This is a genomic window from Finegoldia magna ATCC 53516 (genome assembly GCF_000159695.1).
Lineage (GTDB): Bacteria > Bacillota > Clostridia > Tissierellales > Peptoniphilaceae > Finegoldia > Finegoldia magna_F.
Window position 1 is genome coordinate 663,753 of sequence record NZ_CM000955.1, and the last position, 15,816, is coordinate 679,568.

Consider the following 15,816-nt stretch of genomic DNA (forward strand, 5'->3'; position numbering starts at 1 on the left):
TTAAGGAGAAAATATGAATAAAAAAGTTATATTAGCTGTTGCCGATGGAGTTGGTGACAGACCTTGTGAAATTTTAGGAGGCAAGACTCCCTTAGAATATGCATCTACACCAAACTTAGACAAATTAGCATCTATGGGAACAACAGGAATAATGGATGTTCTTGGTGCAGGAATTCCCGTTGGCACAGACCTCGGTCATATGATTTTGTTCGGATATGGACTAGAAGACTATCCAGGTCGTGGACCAATTGAAGCTTTTGGTAGAGAAATTGAATTACAAGCTGGTGATGTTGCTTTTAGATCTAATTTCGCTACTGTAAATGATGATCTTTGCGTTGTTGATAGAAGAGCTGGAAGAATTAGAGAAAATACAAATCAATTAGCTCAAGCGTTAAACGGTATAGAAATTGACGGAATAAAAGTTATCTTTAAAGAAGCAACTGAACACAGAGCAGTTTTGATTTTAAGAGGACCAGGATTATCTGCAAATATTACTGACACTGACCCCAAAATTGCAGGAGACGATGTTAGCTACAAAAAATGTCAATCAAAGGACGGAAAACCTGATTCAATATTTACAGCCGAAATTTTGAACAAATTTTTACTAAAAGCAAATGAAATTCTATCAGACCATCCTATTAATAAACAAAGAGTATCTCAAGGACTTTTACCAGCTAATTTTATTCTTACAAGAGGGGCTGGAATAATGCCTGACTTGGAAAAAATTTCTGACAAATTAAATGTTAAAGGAGCTTGTGTAGCTGCCGAAGGAACCGTTTTAGGAGTTGCTCGTTTGGCAGGTTTCACAGCATTAACTTCTCCTACAATGACAGGAAACATTGACACAGATGTTAATGCAAAGGCAAAGATGGCAGTTGATGCCTTAAAAGAGCACGACTTTGTCTTAGTAAACTTAAAAGCGACAGACCTTTTTGGTCACGATGGAAATCCTGAGAAAAAAGCACAAGCAGTGGAAGTATTCGATAAATTTATAGGTCTTTTATTAGAAGCTAATTTGGAAAACACAATAATATCCGTTGCAGCAGACCACTCAACTCCGTGCGAAAGAATGGAACACAGTGGAGACCCTGTTCCCGTTTTAATAGCAGGTTCTGGTATTAGACAAGACAGAGTTACAAAATTCGATGAAATTTCATGTAGTTACGGTGGACTAGGTAGAATAAAAGGAAAAGATTTGTCGAACACTTTATACGACTTTTTAGAAAAAACAAAAAAACAAGGTAATTAATTTTAATATTAGCCCCAAAATCCAATTTAAGGATGGAAGGGCTTTTTTACTGCTTAATAAAAAACTGATGAAACAGACGTTTCACCAGTTAAAAATTTATTATCTATTTTATTATCTATTAATCAGGAATAAATGAACCTTCTGATTTGTCGTTTTCAAGCATATCTTTTAATGTATACCATGAAAGAACTGCACATTTTACTCTTGCTGGTAATGTGGATATGCTTTGGAAGCACACTGCATCTTTCAGAACTTTTAGTTCTTTTCTGTCAGTGATTTCTCCTTTTATCATGGATATGAATTTGTTGCACAAATCTATTGCTTCACTTACTGATTTTCCTTTGATTACATCGCACATTATAGATGTGGATGCTTGTGATATAGCACATCCCATTCCAGTGTATGCAATGTCTTCAATTGTATCATCTTGAACTTTTAGTTGCAATGTGATTTCATCTCCACAGCTTGGATTGTGTCCCAACTCACAATGAGTCGGATGTTCCAATTCACGTCTGTTTGATTTATCCCTGCTTTTTTCCAATATTAATTCTGTATATAAACTACCTAGTTCCAATTCTCATCAATCTCCTTACGTCTTCAAGATGTTCAATGAAAAAGTCAACTTCTTCAAATGTATTATAGAATGCAAAGCTTGCTCTGCATGAGAAATTTGTCTTCAAATATCTGTGAAGTGGTTGTGCACAATGGTGCCCACTTCTAATTGCAATTCCGTAACTATCCATAATACTTGCAACATCATGTGGGTGAGCTTCTTTGAAGTTAAAATCTAAAACTGGTGATCTATGAGTGTCACTTGTTGTGTATACATCGATGATGTCGGATTTTTGTTTGATTTTGTCATAAGCATAATCCATTAATGCTTTTTCATAATCTCTAATATTTTCTATTCCGATTTTTTCGATGTAATCAATCGCTGCTATTAATGATTTTACCGCTCCTACATCTTGTGTTCCTGCTTCAAATCTTCCTGGAGCATGCAAGTACGATGATTTATCTTCGAACACATATTCAATCATATCTCCACCGTACAAGAAAGGCTTTAAGTTGTTCAATAATTCTTTCTTTCCATAAAGTATTCCAACTCCCATTATGCTAAGCATTTTGTGACCTGAAAATACTAAGAAATCACAACCTAATTGTTGTACATCAACTTTGTTATGTGGAATATATTGTGCAGAATCCACGATACATATACAATCTTTGTTAACTGATTTGACGTATTTTATCATTTTTTCAACTTCAGGCATAGTTCCCACTACGTTTGATGCTTGTGTTATTGAGAAAATTTTCGTTTTTTCAGTGATTGTTTTCTTGAATTCTTCAAAATCCAATTGCATATTTTCTTTGTCAACATACAAGTATTTTAGCTTAGCCTTAGTTTTCTTGCACACTTCTTGCCAAGTTACTAAATTACTGTGGTGTTCCATTATTGATATGACTATTTCATCGTCTTCTTTTAAATTATTATAGCCGTACGAATAAGCTAATAAATTCAAAGATTCTGTCGTATTTCTAGTAAACACTACTTCTGATGAGTCCTGTGCGTTTATGAATTTTGCGATTTTTTCTCTTCCAGATTCGTATACATCTGTAGATAAAACGCTCAATGTGTGTGCTCCTCTGTGAGGATTTGCATTTTCATATTTGTAAAATTCACTTACGCTATCTATGACTTGAATCGGTTTTTGGCTGGTAGCTGCATTGTCCAAATAAACTATTGGGTTTTTGTATTCTTTATCCAAATACAAAAAGTCCTTTCTTATATATTCTACTTGTTTTTTATCTAACATCCAATTCCCTCTTTGCCATTTTTTCTCTTATGAATGAAAGTAGTTTGTTTTCCAATTTTTCGTCATCTAATCTGCTTAATGATTCGCTAAATTTGGATTCAACTATCATACTTTCAGCTACATCTCTGGATATAGCACGGTTCATTATATAAAATAGCATATCGGCATCTATCTTACCTGCACTTGCTGCGTGATTTCCTATTACATCGTCTTCTCCTGCTAAAAGTATTGGAACGGACAAGTTTTTCACATCATCTGATAACAATACTGCGTATTCTTCTTCAGTTCCTGTGGATCCCATGGATCCTTTTTTGAAATCAAGAGTTGACTTGAAGTTTTTATAAGATGATTCTTTTAATGCACCATTTACGATACATGAAGATTTGGATTCTTTGCCGAAATGATTGATTTCATAAAGCATATTCAATGAACTATCTCCATGTGTGAAGTAAATACTGTTGATATCCAAGTTAGAATGTTTGCCATTCAAATTAGCTTTTGTGTTGACATAATTGTCCCTGCTTCCTAATTCGTATTGGCTTAGGATGACGTTACTTTCTTCATCTAAGTTTAGTATAACTGACTCCAATGCTGTCGTATTCTTTTCTGTTTGAATAACAAAAACTTCCACATTGCTGTTTTCTTTAGCATTGATTTCTATTACTGAACTTCTGAATTTCTTATTGTCGTCATTGTCTCTATAATCAAGTAGAACTCGTAAGCTTGAGTTTTTTTCGGCTACAATTTTGTGAGTATCCAACAAAATATCATATTCTCTGTCAGTTACCAAATCGATAATTCCGAAATCTTTTACTTGATTTTCTTCTGTATTATATTTTTTGAATAGATTGCCTGATTTTTCGTTCATATTCAAAGCTTCTTGACACACGCCAAAATCTTTGTTGTCTAATGATTCTACTGGATCAGAGTCTATTCTGTATTCTTTTATATCTATATCTGGAAGATTGATTTCTGTATCGTTAACCTTCAAATATTTGAAAGTTTTAAATCCCAGTTTATTGCCTTTAATTTGTTCCATATACAACTCCTATCCTATGCTTCCTTCTAATTCAAGATTAATTAAATTATTCATCTCAACCGCATATTCCATAGGTAATTCTTTAGCTATTGGTTCCGCAAATCCACGAACTACCATTGATTTTGCTTCTTCTTCTGGAATACCTCTTGTCATCAAATAGAAAATAACTTGATCATCTATTCTACCGATAGATGCTTCATGTCCCAAATCGACATGTTTGTTTCCTATTTTAACAACTGGAATTGTATCTGATCTACTTTCATTATCTAACATTAACGATTCACAACTTACTGATGATTTTGAATCATAAGCATTTTCTTTTATGTCTACTAAACCTCTGTAAACACTAATTCCACCTGATTTAGAGATAGACTTGCTGTTTACATAGCTTGTTGTGTGGGGGGCTGCGTGAATCATAACAGCACCTGTGTCTAAGTTTTGGTCACGTCCTGCAAATGAAATACCAGTGTATTCACTGCTTGCACCTTCTCCCTTTAAGACACTTGATGGATAAAGCATGGATACCGCTGATCCAAATGAACCAGAAACCCATTCAACCTTACCATTTTTTTCAATGATTGCTCTTTTCGAGTTTAAGTTGTACATATTTCGTGACCAGTTTTCGATTGTTGAAAATCTAAGAGTAGCATTTTCTCCAACGAAGATTTCAACTGCACCAGCGTGTACATTTAACGCGTTATATTTTGGAGCTGAGCAACCTTCAATGAAGTGACAATAACTGTCATCTTCTACGATAATCATTGTATGTTCGAATTGACCTGCTCCTGGAGCATTCAATCTGAAATAACTTTGAAGTGGGATTTTAACATCTACTCCTTTTGGAACATATACAAATGATCCACCTGACCACACTGCATAGTGAAGTGCTGCGTATTTGTGCAATCTTGGTGTGATTGATTTTGCAAAATATTGTTTAACAATATCTTCATGTTCTCTAAGAGCCGTATCAAAATCTGTATAAATAACCCCTTGGTCTACCAAAGATTGTTGAATGTTGTGATACACAACCTCACTATCGTATTGTGCCCCAACACCGCTAAGCATCATTTCTTTTTCAGCCTCTTGGATACCTAACTTATCGAAAGTATCTCTGATTTCATCAGGGACTTCGTTCCAGTCGCTTGATCTATCTGCATCAGGTCTAATGTATGTTGTGACCTTATTCATATCAACGACACTCAAATCCGGTCCCCATTCAGGATCTTCTGAATTGTAAAATATTTCAAGAGCTTCCAATCTTTTTTCGAGCATCCATTGAGGTTCATTTTTTTCTTCTGAAATCTGTCTTACAATTTCAGGAGTCAAGCCCTCTTCAGTTTTTCTTCTAAAAGTAAATTTATTCTTGATGTCATAGATACCTCTATCCATTTCATCGACTTGAGTCTTCTTTTTAGGTGCCATTATTTCACCTCTTCTCTAATCCAATTGAATCCTTTTTCTTCAATTTGATCTAAAAGTTCGCTAGAACCTTCTTTTACAATAGTGCCATCCATGATTACATGAACGAAATCTGGCTTAATTTCTTTTAAGATTTCCTTGTGATGTGTGATTACAATAACTGAATTGTTGTCATGTAAGAATTCCTTTACACCTTTTGATACAGTTCTAACAGCATCAACATCAAGACCAGAATCTGTTTCATCAAGGATTGCTAGTTTTGGTTGTAGCATTAACATTTGTAGAATTTCGTTCTTCTTTTTTTCACCACCGGAAAAACCGACATTCAAATATCTGGAAGAATATCCATGATCAAACTCAAGTATATCCATATTATCTTCCAGTTCTTCTCTGAATTCTAAGAATCCTATATTTTCATCAGTTTTTGCTATTTTGGCAGATCTGATGAAGTTTTCTACACTAATGCCTGAAACTTCCATTGGATTTTGGAAAGACATAAAAATACCTTTTTTGGCTCTTTTATCTGTTGATAAATCCATAATACTTTCACCATCAAGTAAAATATCACCTGAAGTAGTTTCATATTGTGGATTGTTCAAAATAACATTGGCTAAAGTTGATTTACCAGAACCATTTGGTCCCATAATAACGTGAACTTCACCATAGTTTATATTTAAATTTATGTTTTTTAATATTTCTTTATCTCCTACCCTTGCGGATAAGTCTTTAATAGTTAATAAATTTTTTGACATAATAACCTCCTTACAGTTATGTAATAAATATATATATAAGAGATCCTTATGTCCTACTATATTATACACGAAAAAAGCAAAATAGTTAAGCCTTCAAACAAAAACCTACTATTTTACTACGCAATTTCGTCTTCGTCTATAAATTCCGAATAAACTTCCTTGAAATTCATAGAACTATCGAACTTTTCGCTTGCTAAATTCCAATTCACAATCTCATGTAATTCTACGAATTCATGATCGTTCAAATCCTCTTGAATTAAATCTACATATTCCAAACATTTGTCTTTTAATTCATCAATGCTTTCCATTTCTATAAGAACAATATCTTCTTCATATATAGACACATCTGTCTTGTATTTCAAAATCATTTTTACAGAATAAATTTGCTTCAAATCTTTCTCCTCCTCAACACTCCCATATTTTATACTAATTAATTCATTGTGTAAATAGCAAAACCGAAAAATTTAGATTTTTTAGACATTTTTTAAGAATTTATTTGTTTTCCCCAATTTAAAAGCGATAGTTCACACTACCGCTTTCAAATTTATATATTTCAAATCTCACGCAAATTAAGGAAGGAAAAAACGTGATACCTTATTTTTGTTGTAAAGTACTAAATTCAATATCCAAATCTTTAGTACTGCCATCTCTATAAACAGTTATTTTGCCTTTTTGTTGTGGCCTAACTTCAAGCAATGCTTTCTTCAAGGAACTCATTGTGTTGATTTGTTTGCCATTAACTTTTGTAATTATATCTCCTCTAGTTACTCCAGCTTTTTGTGCAGAAGATCCTTTGACAACTTCCACTACATAAATTCCCTTATCTATAGAAAGTTTTTGACCTGTAGCTTGTTGGAAAGTTTTCACATCAACTCCACTTATTCCAAGCTTAACTCCTTCGAAAGAGCCACCAGAAACTATATTGTCGACAATAGTTTTGGCTACGTTAATAGGAATAGTAAATCCGATTCCTTCTGCAGAAGCTTTGGCAGTATTTATACCGATTAGTTTGCCTTCTTGGTCGAAAAGTCCACCACCACTATTCCCTGAGTTTATAGCAGCATCTGTTTGCATCAAACCATCCATTTGTAAACCATTTTGTAAAGTGATCGTTCTATCTTTTCCTGAAATATAACCACTAGTCAATGTTGATTGCAAATCCAATCCCAATGGATTACCAATAGCAATCGCCTTATCTCCTATTTGAACCTTGTCGCTATCTCCCATTTCAACTGGTTTTAATCCAGTCATATCAGTTTTAATTACTGCAAGATCCAGCGTTGTGTCATACCACAATAATTTTGCAGATGATTTCTTGCCATTTGTAAGTAGCACTTCGATTTTTTCTGCCTTACCATCTTGTACAACGTGTGCGTTAGTAAGGATATATCCATCTTGACTAACAACAACACCACTTCCAACACCTTCTACAACTCTGCCTTGGAAAAACATATTTTCTTGAACGCCTACAGTTGTTATACCAACTACAGAGTCCAAAGATTTCTTGGCTACGGCATTTTCTGTGGAGACACTATTGTTTTTTATAGAAATAGTACTACTTTCAACTTGACCATTTTTGTTAATCGTCTCAGTAATACCAGTCATATTTTTTGCTACGAAATAGCTCATAACCAAAGAATAAATTAATAAAAATATTGTGAGTGCTTTTAACCAACCAATCTTTGGTTTATTCTTAGCTATTTCTTCTTTTATCATATTTTCGACTTTTCTTTCACTCAAGCCGTCTCTTCTTTTTCTTATATAATCGTTGTAATCAGAGTATGGGTCTCTGTCCATATCTACACCTCCATATTTTATACTTATACTTTATCAAGCAAATGTGTTTGAACTGTGAGTAAAACGTCGATAAAGTTTACGAAAAATCAAACTTTATATTTGACTTTTTGTAAACATTAAAAAATCCCCGTACTAATTTCTCTTAGAAATTAAATACGAGGATTTGATTTATTTGTTAGGGTTTGGCGTATTGATAGATAAGCCTTCTAATTGTTCGACAGAATCCATGAACACTTCACTAATAGTCGGGTGAGCATAAATCATTGCTGATAAACCTTCAACTCCAACATTATTGTTCATAGCAATTGCTGCAAAGTGAATCAATGTGGATGCATCATGACCAATTATGTGGCAACCTAAAATCTTAGATAAATCTTTTGTAGCAACTATCTTTACAAAACCTTCTGTAGCATTCAAACTCAATGCCTTACCGTTAGCTTGATACATAAATTTGCTTGTTACATAATCGATGTTTTGTTCTTTTGCTTTTTCTTCAGTTAATCCTACAGATGCAATTTCAGGAACAGTAAACACAACCGCTGGAACTATATCCATGTTGATATTTTTTTCTTTTCCAGAAAAAACTCTTACAAGATTTTTACCTTGATTACTTGCAACGTGTGCTAGTTGAGTGTTCTTGTACACACAATCCCCGATGGAGTAAATTCCTTCAACATTTGTTTGAAGATTTTCATCCACAACAATAGCGTTCTTTTCAGTTTTAATATCTGTATTTTCAATTCCAAGATTATCTATATTGCTGCTTCTTCCACTTGCTACAAGAACGTAATCTGCATAAGTTTCTTCGAATTTATCTTTGCCAACTTTTTGACTAATGATTTTAAGCCTTCCGTCTTCTTCAACAATTTTCTTAGCATATACTCCTGTTACAAACTTCAAAGTATCGCTTTTCAAGATTGATTTTAGACGTTTTTGGATTTCGCCATCTTCAGTTTTCAACAGTTTGTTACCAACTACAGTAACTTCTGTTCCAAATTGTGAATATATTGATGCAAATTCCATTCCTATTACGCCAGTTCCGATAACAACCATTGATTTTGGAATTTCTTCTAATTCCAAAAGTCCTGTTGATGTCAAAACTTTAGGGTGGTCAATGCCTTCAATATTTGTTGGCTTATAATCTTTGGATCCAGTAGCTATGATAATTTTATCAGCTGTAAGTTCTTTGGTTTCTCCTTCCAAAGTCTTCACAACAACAGTTTTATTATCCTTAAAACTAGCTTCTCCTCTAATAAAAGTTAAATTATCGTAAGTTTTGAAAAGGTATTCAACACCACTTCTAAGTCTTTCGATAATTTCTGTTTTCCTTTGTTTAATTTTATCGGCTAATAATTTATGGTCATTAACTTCAATTCCAAAAGTTTCTGATTCTTTAATTTCTTTGTACAAATCAGCAATTTTCCATAAAGTTTTAGTAGGTATACATCCTCTATTCAAGCATGTACCACCTACTTCAGCTTTTTCGATTAAAGTTACATTTAAACCGAGCTGGCATGCCCTGATGGCTGTTTCATAGCCACCAGGTCCAGCGCCGATAATAATGATATCTTTAGTCATTATTCTCCTTTTTTGTAAGTCAATATTAACTTCTTAGCAGCTTCTGTTTCATCTGGTCTTCTAACAACAGTTGTAATAGGAGCTTCTAATAATATATCTTTATTTTCTCTTGCTTCTTGTGCAATTTGTTTCATTGCAGCTACGAATTCATCAAGAGTTTGTTTTGGTTCAGTTTCAGTAGGTTCTACCATTAATGCTTCGTGAACGATTAATGGGAAGTATACTGTTGGTGGATGGAATCCCATATCTAACAGTCTCTTAGCTACATCCAATGTCTTAACTTGTCCATCGCAATCATCCTTTAATCCGCCTAATACGAATTCGTGTTTACAGATGAAGTCGTGTGGTAAGTTGTAATCGTCTTTTAATTGAGCTTGTAGATAGTTTGCATTTAATACTGCTGTAGTAGATGCACACTTCAATCCGTCACTACCCATAGTCAAAATATAAGTCAATGCTCTCATTAAAATTCCGAAGTGACCTTGGAAGTCTTTCATTCTACCGATAGAATGTTCCATGCTGTAATCTAAGAAATATTTATCTCCGTCTTTTTCAACGATTGGCTTTGGTAAATAATCTCTTAAGAATTTCTTAACACCTACAGGACCTGCACCTGGACCTCCACCACCGTGTGGTGTAGAGAATGTTTTGTGAACATTGAAGTGGATTGCGTCGAATCCCATGTCCCCTGGTCTAGCATGTCCTAAAATAGCGTTAGCATTTGCTCCATCATAGTATAGTAATCCGCCAGCTTCGTGAACTATTTCAGCGATTTCTTTGATTTTAGTTTCAAATAAACCTAAAGTGTTAGGGTTAGTTAACATCAAACCAGCAGTTTTTTCGTTTACAACTTTTCTTAAGTCTTCAACGTCAACTACACCATTTGCGTTTGATTTAACTTCTACTACTTTGTATCCAGCCATTGCAGCTGTTGCTGGGTTAGTACCGTGAGCTGAGTCTGGAACTATGATTTCATTCTTTTCAGAATTACCATTAACTTCGTGGTATTTCTTGAAGATTGTAATAGCAGTTATTTCACCATGAGCACCTGCTGCTGGTTGTAATGTCATATAATCCATTGCAGAGATTTCGCATAATGATTTTTGTAAAGTGTACATTGCTTCCAACGCACCTTGAACTTGGTAGTCATCTTGTTTTGGGTGAAGACGCGCAAGTTTTGGATTTGCTATAATTTCTTCATTTATTTTAGGGTTGTACTTCATTGTACAAGATCCTAATGGATACATACCTGTATCTACGCCGAAGTTTAGAGTTGAAAGATTAGTATAGTGACGAACTACGTCAACTTCACTAACTTCTGGTAAATCTAATTCTTCATTTGATAAAAATTCTTCTGGAATTAAGTTATCTTTTTCTTCTACGTCTAATTCAGGAAGTTTATATCCAGTTCTACCTGGTTGTGATAATTCAAATATTAACTTGTTATAAGCCATATTATAATACCTCCTTAACTGCTGCTACAAAATTGTCCATTTCTTCTTTTGTTCTCTTTTCTGTTACAGCAATAATTAAACCATTGCCACATCCATCTGTAGCTTCTTTAATGCTAATTCCAGCTAAGAATCCTTTATCAAATAATGCTTTCTTAACTTCTTCAGTGTCTTTGTCAAAACCGATAGTGAATTCATCAAAGAATGGTTTTTCACTAAGAACTTTAACTTTGTCTATTTTCTTTAATTCTTCAAATAGATAGTGAGCTTTTTGTAATGATTGAGTTGCTACTTCTTTAATACCAGCTTTACCTAAAAGTGATAAATAAATACTTGCTGCAAGTAAGTTAACACCTTGGTTTGAACAGATATTTGAAGTTGCTCTATCACGTTTAATGTGTTGTTCTCTTGCTGAAAGTGTTAAAACAAATGATCTCTTACCGTCTTCGTCAGTAGTTTCACCTACAACACGGCCAGGGAATTTTCTAACAAATTCATCAGTAAAGCACATATATCCTAAATAAGGTCCACCATATTGTAAGTTTACTCCGAATTGTTGAGCTTCACCTACAACAACGTCAACATTATATTCAGATGGTTTCTTTAACAAACCTAAACTCATTGGATCTGCTGACATTATCAAGTAGTTTTTCTTGATAGAGTGAGTTAACTCTTCATATTTTTTTACATCTTCGATATATCCGTAATAGTTTGGAGATTGAACGATAACTGTACCAACTTCGTCAGTCATCATTTTTTCCAATTCGTCCATATCTGTTAGTAAATCTTTCATTGGGATAAATTCTACTTCAACCTTTCTATCGTGACAATAAGTCAACAAGATTTCTTTTGCTGAAGGACTAACTGTATTAGCGCATAGAATTTTTGATTTTTTGGACTTTTGGATAGTCATCAAGGCTGCTTCTGTGATAGCTGTTCCACCATCGTATAAAGAAGCGTTTGATATTGGCATACCAGTAAGGTTTGCCATCATTGTTTGATATTCAAAAATATAGGAAAGAGTACCTTGGCTTATTTCTGGTTGGTATGGTGTATATGAAGTGTAGAATTCACTTCTGCTTGCCATTGCCGGAATTACAGAAGGAACGTATCTATCATAAGCTCCACCACCTAGGAAACAAACCTTATCATCAGTAGATGTGTTCTTAGCAAAAATTTCGTCGAAATATCTTCTAACTTCAACTTCGCTTTTTGCTTTTGGTATGTTAAGTTCTCCTTTGAATTGAACGTTTTCAGGAATATCTGAATAAAGTTCATCAGTAGAGGAAATGCCAATTGTTTTTAGCATTTCCTCAATTTCTTGATCAGTAATTGAGATGTATGGATACATTATAATTCTCCTAAGAATTTTTCGTATTCATCAGCAGTCATTAATTTAGATTCATCGAAGTCTTCGAATTTAACCTTAGCAATCCAGCTTTCGTATGGAGCTTTGTTGATGTTGCCTGGTTCGTCATCTAATTCTTCATTAGCTTCTACAATTGTACAAGCAAATGGAGTGTAAACTTCTGATGCTGCTTTTACAGATTCAACACTTGCTACAGATTCTTCTGCATCAATTTCATCATCAACATCTGGTAATTCAACATATACGATGTCTCCTAAACTGTCTTGTGCATAATCTGCAAGACCAATTTCATAAACGTCTCCGTCTACTTTAATCCATTCATGATCTTTTGTGTACAATAAATCTTTTGCTACTTCTGCCATTTTCTTTTCCCCCTATTTTCTATCCAAAAATTTTCTTTTAACAACTGTTGCTTTAGCTGGTTTGTTTCTGATAATAACATCAACTTCATCACCTAATGCTACAGCTGATTTATCTACAAATGCATTTGCTAAACATACGCCAAATGTTGGTGAAAGGTATCCTGTAGTTACTTTACCGATAGTTTTACCATCTTTTTGAACTTCAGCACCTTGTCTTGCAATACGTTTGCTTTGCATTTCGATACCAATAAGTTTCTTGTCGATTCCTGCATCAACTTTTTCTTGAGTTTTAGCTTTACCAACGAAGTCGTCTTTGTCCATTTTAACCGCAAATTTCAAGCCAACTTCTAATGGAGATACTTCATCTGCAAGTTCGTTTCCATATAAAGGCATTGCTGCTTCAAATCTCAATGTATCTCTACATCCAAGACCACATGGTTTAACACCTAAGTCTTTTCCTTTTTCTAATAATTCATTCCATAAGTCTACTATTGCTTCTGCAGTTGCATAAACTTCGAATCCATCTTCACCAGTATAACCAGTTCTAGAAATTAATACATCGTATTCCTTGTATTTAATGTCTTTTACAAAGTGATAGTATTCAATTTTTGAAAGATCGAATTCAACTAATCTTTGTAATAATTCTTCAGCCTTAGGACCTTGAATAGCGATTTCTGCAACAGAGTCGCTGATGTTTTTAAGTTCAACATCGAATTTATCTACATATTTAGAGATATGTTTGAAGTCCTTTTCAGTGTTGGCTGCGTTTGGAACCATTAAAAAGTCTTCATCGTTGTTTTTGTAAACTAATAAGTCATCAACCATTCCGCCATCTTCATGTAATAATAAAGAATATTGGATTTGTCCATCTGCACATTTAGAGTAATCATTAGTGCAAACATAGTTGATGAATTTTAAAGCGTCTTTGCCTTTTACAGTAAATTCACCCATGTGGCTTACATCAAATAAACCAACGTTGTTTCTTACTGCTTCGTGTTCTTGTTGTAATCCTTCATAATCAACTGGCAAATAAAAACCAGCGAAGTCAACAACTTTTCCACCTAATTTTTTGTGTTCCTCATATAGAGGAGTTTTTTTTGTACTCATAAGCATCTCCTTTTACTTATAATCCTTTTCATAACTATTGTACCATAAAAGTTATTAGTATTTGTAACAAATTTTATTAATTATCATAATAAATAAGCCTGAATTTATAGAAAATTTTTATAAATCATAATAAATTCACACAAATTCAGGCATTAAATTTTTTCTAGAATAATCCTACAACTGTACCATCATCTAAAACATCGCAGTTTTCTGCTGAAGGAACTTTTGGTAAACCTGGCATTGTCATTACAGAACCTAATAGTGCAACGACAAATCCAGCACCTCTTGAGATTTTGAAATCACTTACTGTGATTGTAAATCCAGTTGGAGCTCCGATTAATTTTTTATTATCAGAGAATGAGTATTGAGTCTTAGCCATACATACTGGATAATTGTCTAATCCTAATTCTTTGATTTGTTTTAATTTCTTCTTAGCTTTTGCACTAAATTCTACGCCGTCAGCTCTGTAGATTTCTTTTGCAATTTTTTCAATTTTTTCTTTTATTGGTAATTCAAGGTCATATAAGAATTCAAATTCGTTTTCTTCTTTTGTATTTTCAACAACGTATTCTGCTAATTCTCTTGCACCTTCGCCACCTTCTGCCCATACGTCACAGAAAATAGCTTTTGTTCCGTCTGCTTCAACCAATTCAGTTAATTTCTTGATTTCAGCATCTGTATCATTTGCAAATCTGTTGATTGCTACTACTACTGGAACTTTGTATTTCTTCATGTTTTCGATGTGACGTTTAAGGTTAGCATATCCTTTTTCCAAAGCTTCTACATTTTCAACTTTGTAGTCTTCTGCTTCCCCGTGATGTTTTAATGCTTTGATTGTAGCAACGATACATACCATGTTTGGATGTAAGTCGTTTCTACATTTGATATCGAAGAATTTTTCTGCTCCTAAGTCAGCACCGAAACCTGCTTCAGTTACTACGTAATCTCCAAGTTTCAATCCTAATTTTGTAGCTATTACAGAGTTACATCCGTGTGCAATGTTGGCGAATGGTCCACCATGAATAATTGCTGGAGTGTGTTCTAATGTTTGAACTAAGTTTGGTTTGATAGCTTCTTTCATGATTAATGCTACAGCACCATCAGCTTTAACGTCTTTTGCATAAACTGGTTTACCTTCTGTATCAAAAGCGATAAGAATGTTTCCAACTCTTTCTTTTAAGTCTTTCAAATCTTTTGCAAGACATAAAATAGCCATGATTTCACTTGCAACAGTGATTTCGAAACCGTCTTGACGCATAACTCCGTTACCTTTCGAACCAACGCCGATAACTATATCTCTTAATTCACGTTCGTTCATGTCCATACATCTTTTAATTAAGATTTGTTTTGGATCGATGTTTAACGCATTACCTTGGTGAATGTGGTTATCCATCATTGCGCAAATTAAGTTATTTGCAGTAGTGATTGCGTGGAAGTCACCTGTGAAGTGCATGTTGATTTCATCCATTGGAACTACTTGTGCATATCCACCACCAGCAGCTCCACCTTTCATACCAAAGTTAGGTCCTAAAGATGGTTCTCTTAAAACTGAAATAGCGTTTTTGCCAATTTTGTTAAGTCCCATTGCCAAACCAACATTCATAGTTGTTTTACCTTCTCCTGTTGGAGTTGGGTTAATACTTGTCATCAAAATTAATTTACCATCTTTTTTGTCTTTATTTTTTTCAAAAAGATTTAAATCTAATTTTGCCTTATATCTACCATATTGTTCGTAATCTTCTTCTGTTAATCCCATTTTTTCAGCTATCACGCTGATTTTTTCTAATTTCGCTTTTTGAGCAATTTCTACATCTGTAGCCATAATCATTACCTCCAAATTTTATTTATTAGCTATTAACCTAATAACCACTAAGCTATTTAT

The 15,816-nt window shown here is 33.9% G+C and carries 14 protein-coding genes; 1 reads left to right on the plus strand and 13 read right to left on the minus strand.

The features are described from left to right. Window positions 1–13 precede the first annotated feature (13 nt). Complete coding sequence (locus HMPREF0391_RS03035; RefSeq protein ID WP_002835394.1) at window positions 14–1,249, plus strand: 2,3-bisphosphoglycerate-independent phosphoglycerate mutase; 1,236 nt, start codon at window positions 14–16, stop codon at window positions 1,247–1,249. Between the two features lie 118 nt (window positions 1,250–1,367). Here HMPREF0391_RS03035 and sufU read toward each other — a convergent pair whose 3' ends face one another. From sufU to HMPREF0391_RS03100, 13 genes are all read right to left on the minus strand, one after another. Further along, window positions 1,368–1,823: a Fe-S cluster assembly sulfur transfer protein SufU gene (sufU, locus tag HMPREF0391_RS03040; protein ID WP_002835395.1), complete on the minus strand. Its 456-nt coding sequence runs from the start codon at window positions 1,821–1,823 to the stop codon at window positions 1,368–1,370. After that, entirely contained in the window at window positions 1,810–3,060 is a 1,251-nt protein-coding gene (locus HMPREF0391_RS03045) for a SufS family cysteine desulfurase (RefSeq protein WP_002835396.1), read from the minus strand. The genes sufU and HMPREF0391_RS03045 overlap by 14 nt, the downstream gene beginning before the upstream one ends. Continuing rightward, complete coding sequence (locus HMPREF0391_RS03050; RefSeq protein ID WP_002835397.1) at window positions 3,050–4,099, minus strand: SufB/SufD family protein; 1,050 nt, start codon at window positions 4,097–4,099, stop codon at window positions 3,050–3,052. Before HMPREF0391_RS03050 ends, HMPREF0391_RS03045 begins: the two co-directional genes overlap by 11 nt. 9 nt (window positions 4,100–4,108) lie before the next feature. Beyond that, the gene (sufB, locus tag HMPREF0391_RS03055) at window positions 4,109–5,521 is read right to left on the minus strand and encodes a Fe-S cluster assembly protein SufB (protein ID WP_002835398.1); all 1,413 of its coding nucleotides are present in this window, start codon (window positions 5,519–5,521) and stop codon (window positions 4,109–4,111) included. Then, entirely contained in the window at window positions 5,521–6,270 is a 750-nt protein-coding gene (sufC, locus tag HMPREF0391_RS03060) for a Fe-S cluster assembly ATPase SufC (RefSeq protein ID WP_002835399.1), read from the minus strand. Before sufC ends, sufB begins: the two co-directional genes overlap by 1 nt. Window positions 6,271–6,386: 116 nt before the next feature. Then, window positions 6,387–6,662, minus strand: a complete 276-nt coding sequence (locus HMPREF0391_RS03065; protein ID WP_002835400.1) for a hypothetical protein — start codon at window positions 6,660–6,662, stop codon at window positions 6,387–6,389. A gap of 202 nt (window positions 6,663–6,864) precedes the next feature. Beyond that, window positions 6,865–8,067 (minus strand): S1C family serine protease, encoded by a 1,203-nt coding sequence (locus tag HMPREF0391_RS03070; protein ID WP_002835401.1) that lies wholly within the window; start codon window positions 8,065–8,067, stop codon window positions 6,865–6,867. A 168-nt stretch (window positions 8,068–8,235) separates the two neighbouring features. Beyond that, window positions 8,236–9,645 (minus strand): dihydrolipoyl dehydrogenase, encoded by a 1,410-nt coding sequence (lpdA, locus tag HMPREF0391_RS03075; RefSeq protein ID WP_002835402.1) that lies wholly within the window; start codon window positions 9,643–9,645, stop codon window positions 8,236–8,238. Next, window positions 9,645–11,099 carry an aminomethyl-transferring glycine dehydrogenase subunit GcvPB gene (gcvPB, locus tag HMPREF0391_RS03080; RefSeq protein WP_002835403.1) on the minus strand — a complete coding sequence of 485 codons (1,455 nt, stop codon included), beginning with the start codon at window positions 11,097–11,099 and terminating at the stop codon, window positions 9,645–9,647. Before gcvPB ends, lpdA begins: the two co-directional genes overlap by 1 nt. Window position 11,100: 1 nt before the next feature. Beyond that, a complete protein-coding gene (gcvPA, locus tag HMPREF0391_RS03085) occupies window positions 11,101–12,447 on the minus strand; it encodes an aminomethyl-transferring glycine dehydrogenase subunit GcvPA (RefSeq protein WP_002835404.1) in 1,347 nt (448 codons plus the stop codon). Beyond that, window positions 12,447–12,827: a glycine cleavage system protein GcvH gene (gene gcvH / locus HMPREF0391_RS03090; RefSeq protein ID WP_002835405.1), complete on the minus strand. Its 381-nt coding sequence runs from the start codon at window positions 12,825–12,827 to the stop codon at window positions 12,447–12,449. Before gcvH ends, gcvPA begins: the two co-directional genes overlap by 1 nt. Before the next feature lie 12 nt (window positions 12,828–12,839). After that, entirely contained in the window at window positions 12,840–13,940 is a 1,101-nt protein-coding gene (gene gcvT, locus HMPREF0391_RS03095; RefSeq protein WP_002835407.1) for a glycine cleavage system aminomethyltransferase GcvT, read from the minus strand. Between the two features lie 157 nt (window positions 13,941–14,097). Then, a complete protein-coding gene (locus tag HMPREF0391_RS03100; RefSeq protein WP_035109249.1) occupies window positions 14,098–15,756 on the minus strand; it encodes a formate--tetrahydrofolate ligase in 1,659 nt (552 codons plus the stop codon). Window positions 15,757–15,816: the final 60 nt, after the last annotated feature.

Excerpts from the sequence above, each read along its gene's own strand:
- HMPREF0391_RS03100 (WP_035109249.1), bottom strand. The coding sequence starts at position 15,756 with ATGGCTACAGATGTAGAAATTGCTCAAAAAGCGAAATTAGAAAAAATC.
- sufB (WP_002835398.1), bottom strand. The coding sequence starts at position 5,521 with ATGGCACCTAAAAAGAAGACTCAAGTCGATGAAATGGATAGAGGTATC.
- gcvPA (WP_002835404.1), bottom strand. The coding sequence starts at position 12,447 with ATGTATCCATACATCTCAATTACTGATCAAGAAATTGAGGAAATGCTA.
- lpdA (WP_002835402.1), bottom strand. The coding sequence starts at position 9,645 with ATGACTAAAGATATCATTATTATCGGCGCTGGACCTGGTGGCTATGAA.
- gcvH (WP_002835405.1), bottom strand. The coding sequence starts at position 12,827 with ATGGCAGAAGTAGCAAAAGATTTATTGTACACAAAAGATCATGAATGG.
- HMPREF0391_RS03045 (WP_002835396.1), bottom strand. The coding sequence starts at position 3,060 with ATGTTAGATAAAAAACAAGTAGAATATATAAGAAAGGACTTTTTGTAT.
- HMPREF0391_RS03070 (WP_002835401.1), bottom strand. The coding sequence starts at position 8,067 with ATGGACAGAGACCCATACTCTGATTACAACGATTATATAAGAAAAAGA.
- HMPREF0391_RS03050 (WP_002835397.1), bottom strand. The coding sequence starts at position 4,099 with ATGGAACAAATTAAAGGCAATAAACTGGGATTTAAAACTTTCAAATAT.
- sufC (WP_002835399.1), bottom strand. The coding sequence starts at position 6,270 with ATGTCAAAAAATTTATTAACTATTAAAGACTTATCCGCAAGGGTAGGA.
- gcvT (WP_002835407.1), bottom strand. The coding sequence starts at position 13,940 with ATGCTTATGAGTACAAAAAAAACTCCTCTATATGAGGAACACAAAAAA.
- HMPREF0391_RS03035 (WP_002835394.1), top strand. The coding sequence starts at position 14 with ATGAATAAAAAAGTTATATTAGCTGTTGCCGATGGAGTTGGTGACAGA.
- gcvPB (WP_002835403.1), bottom strand. The coding sequence starts at position 11,099 with ATGGCTTATAACAAGTTAATATTTGAATTATCACAACCAGGTAGAACT.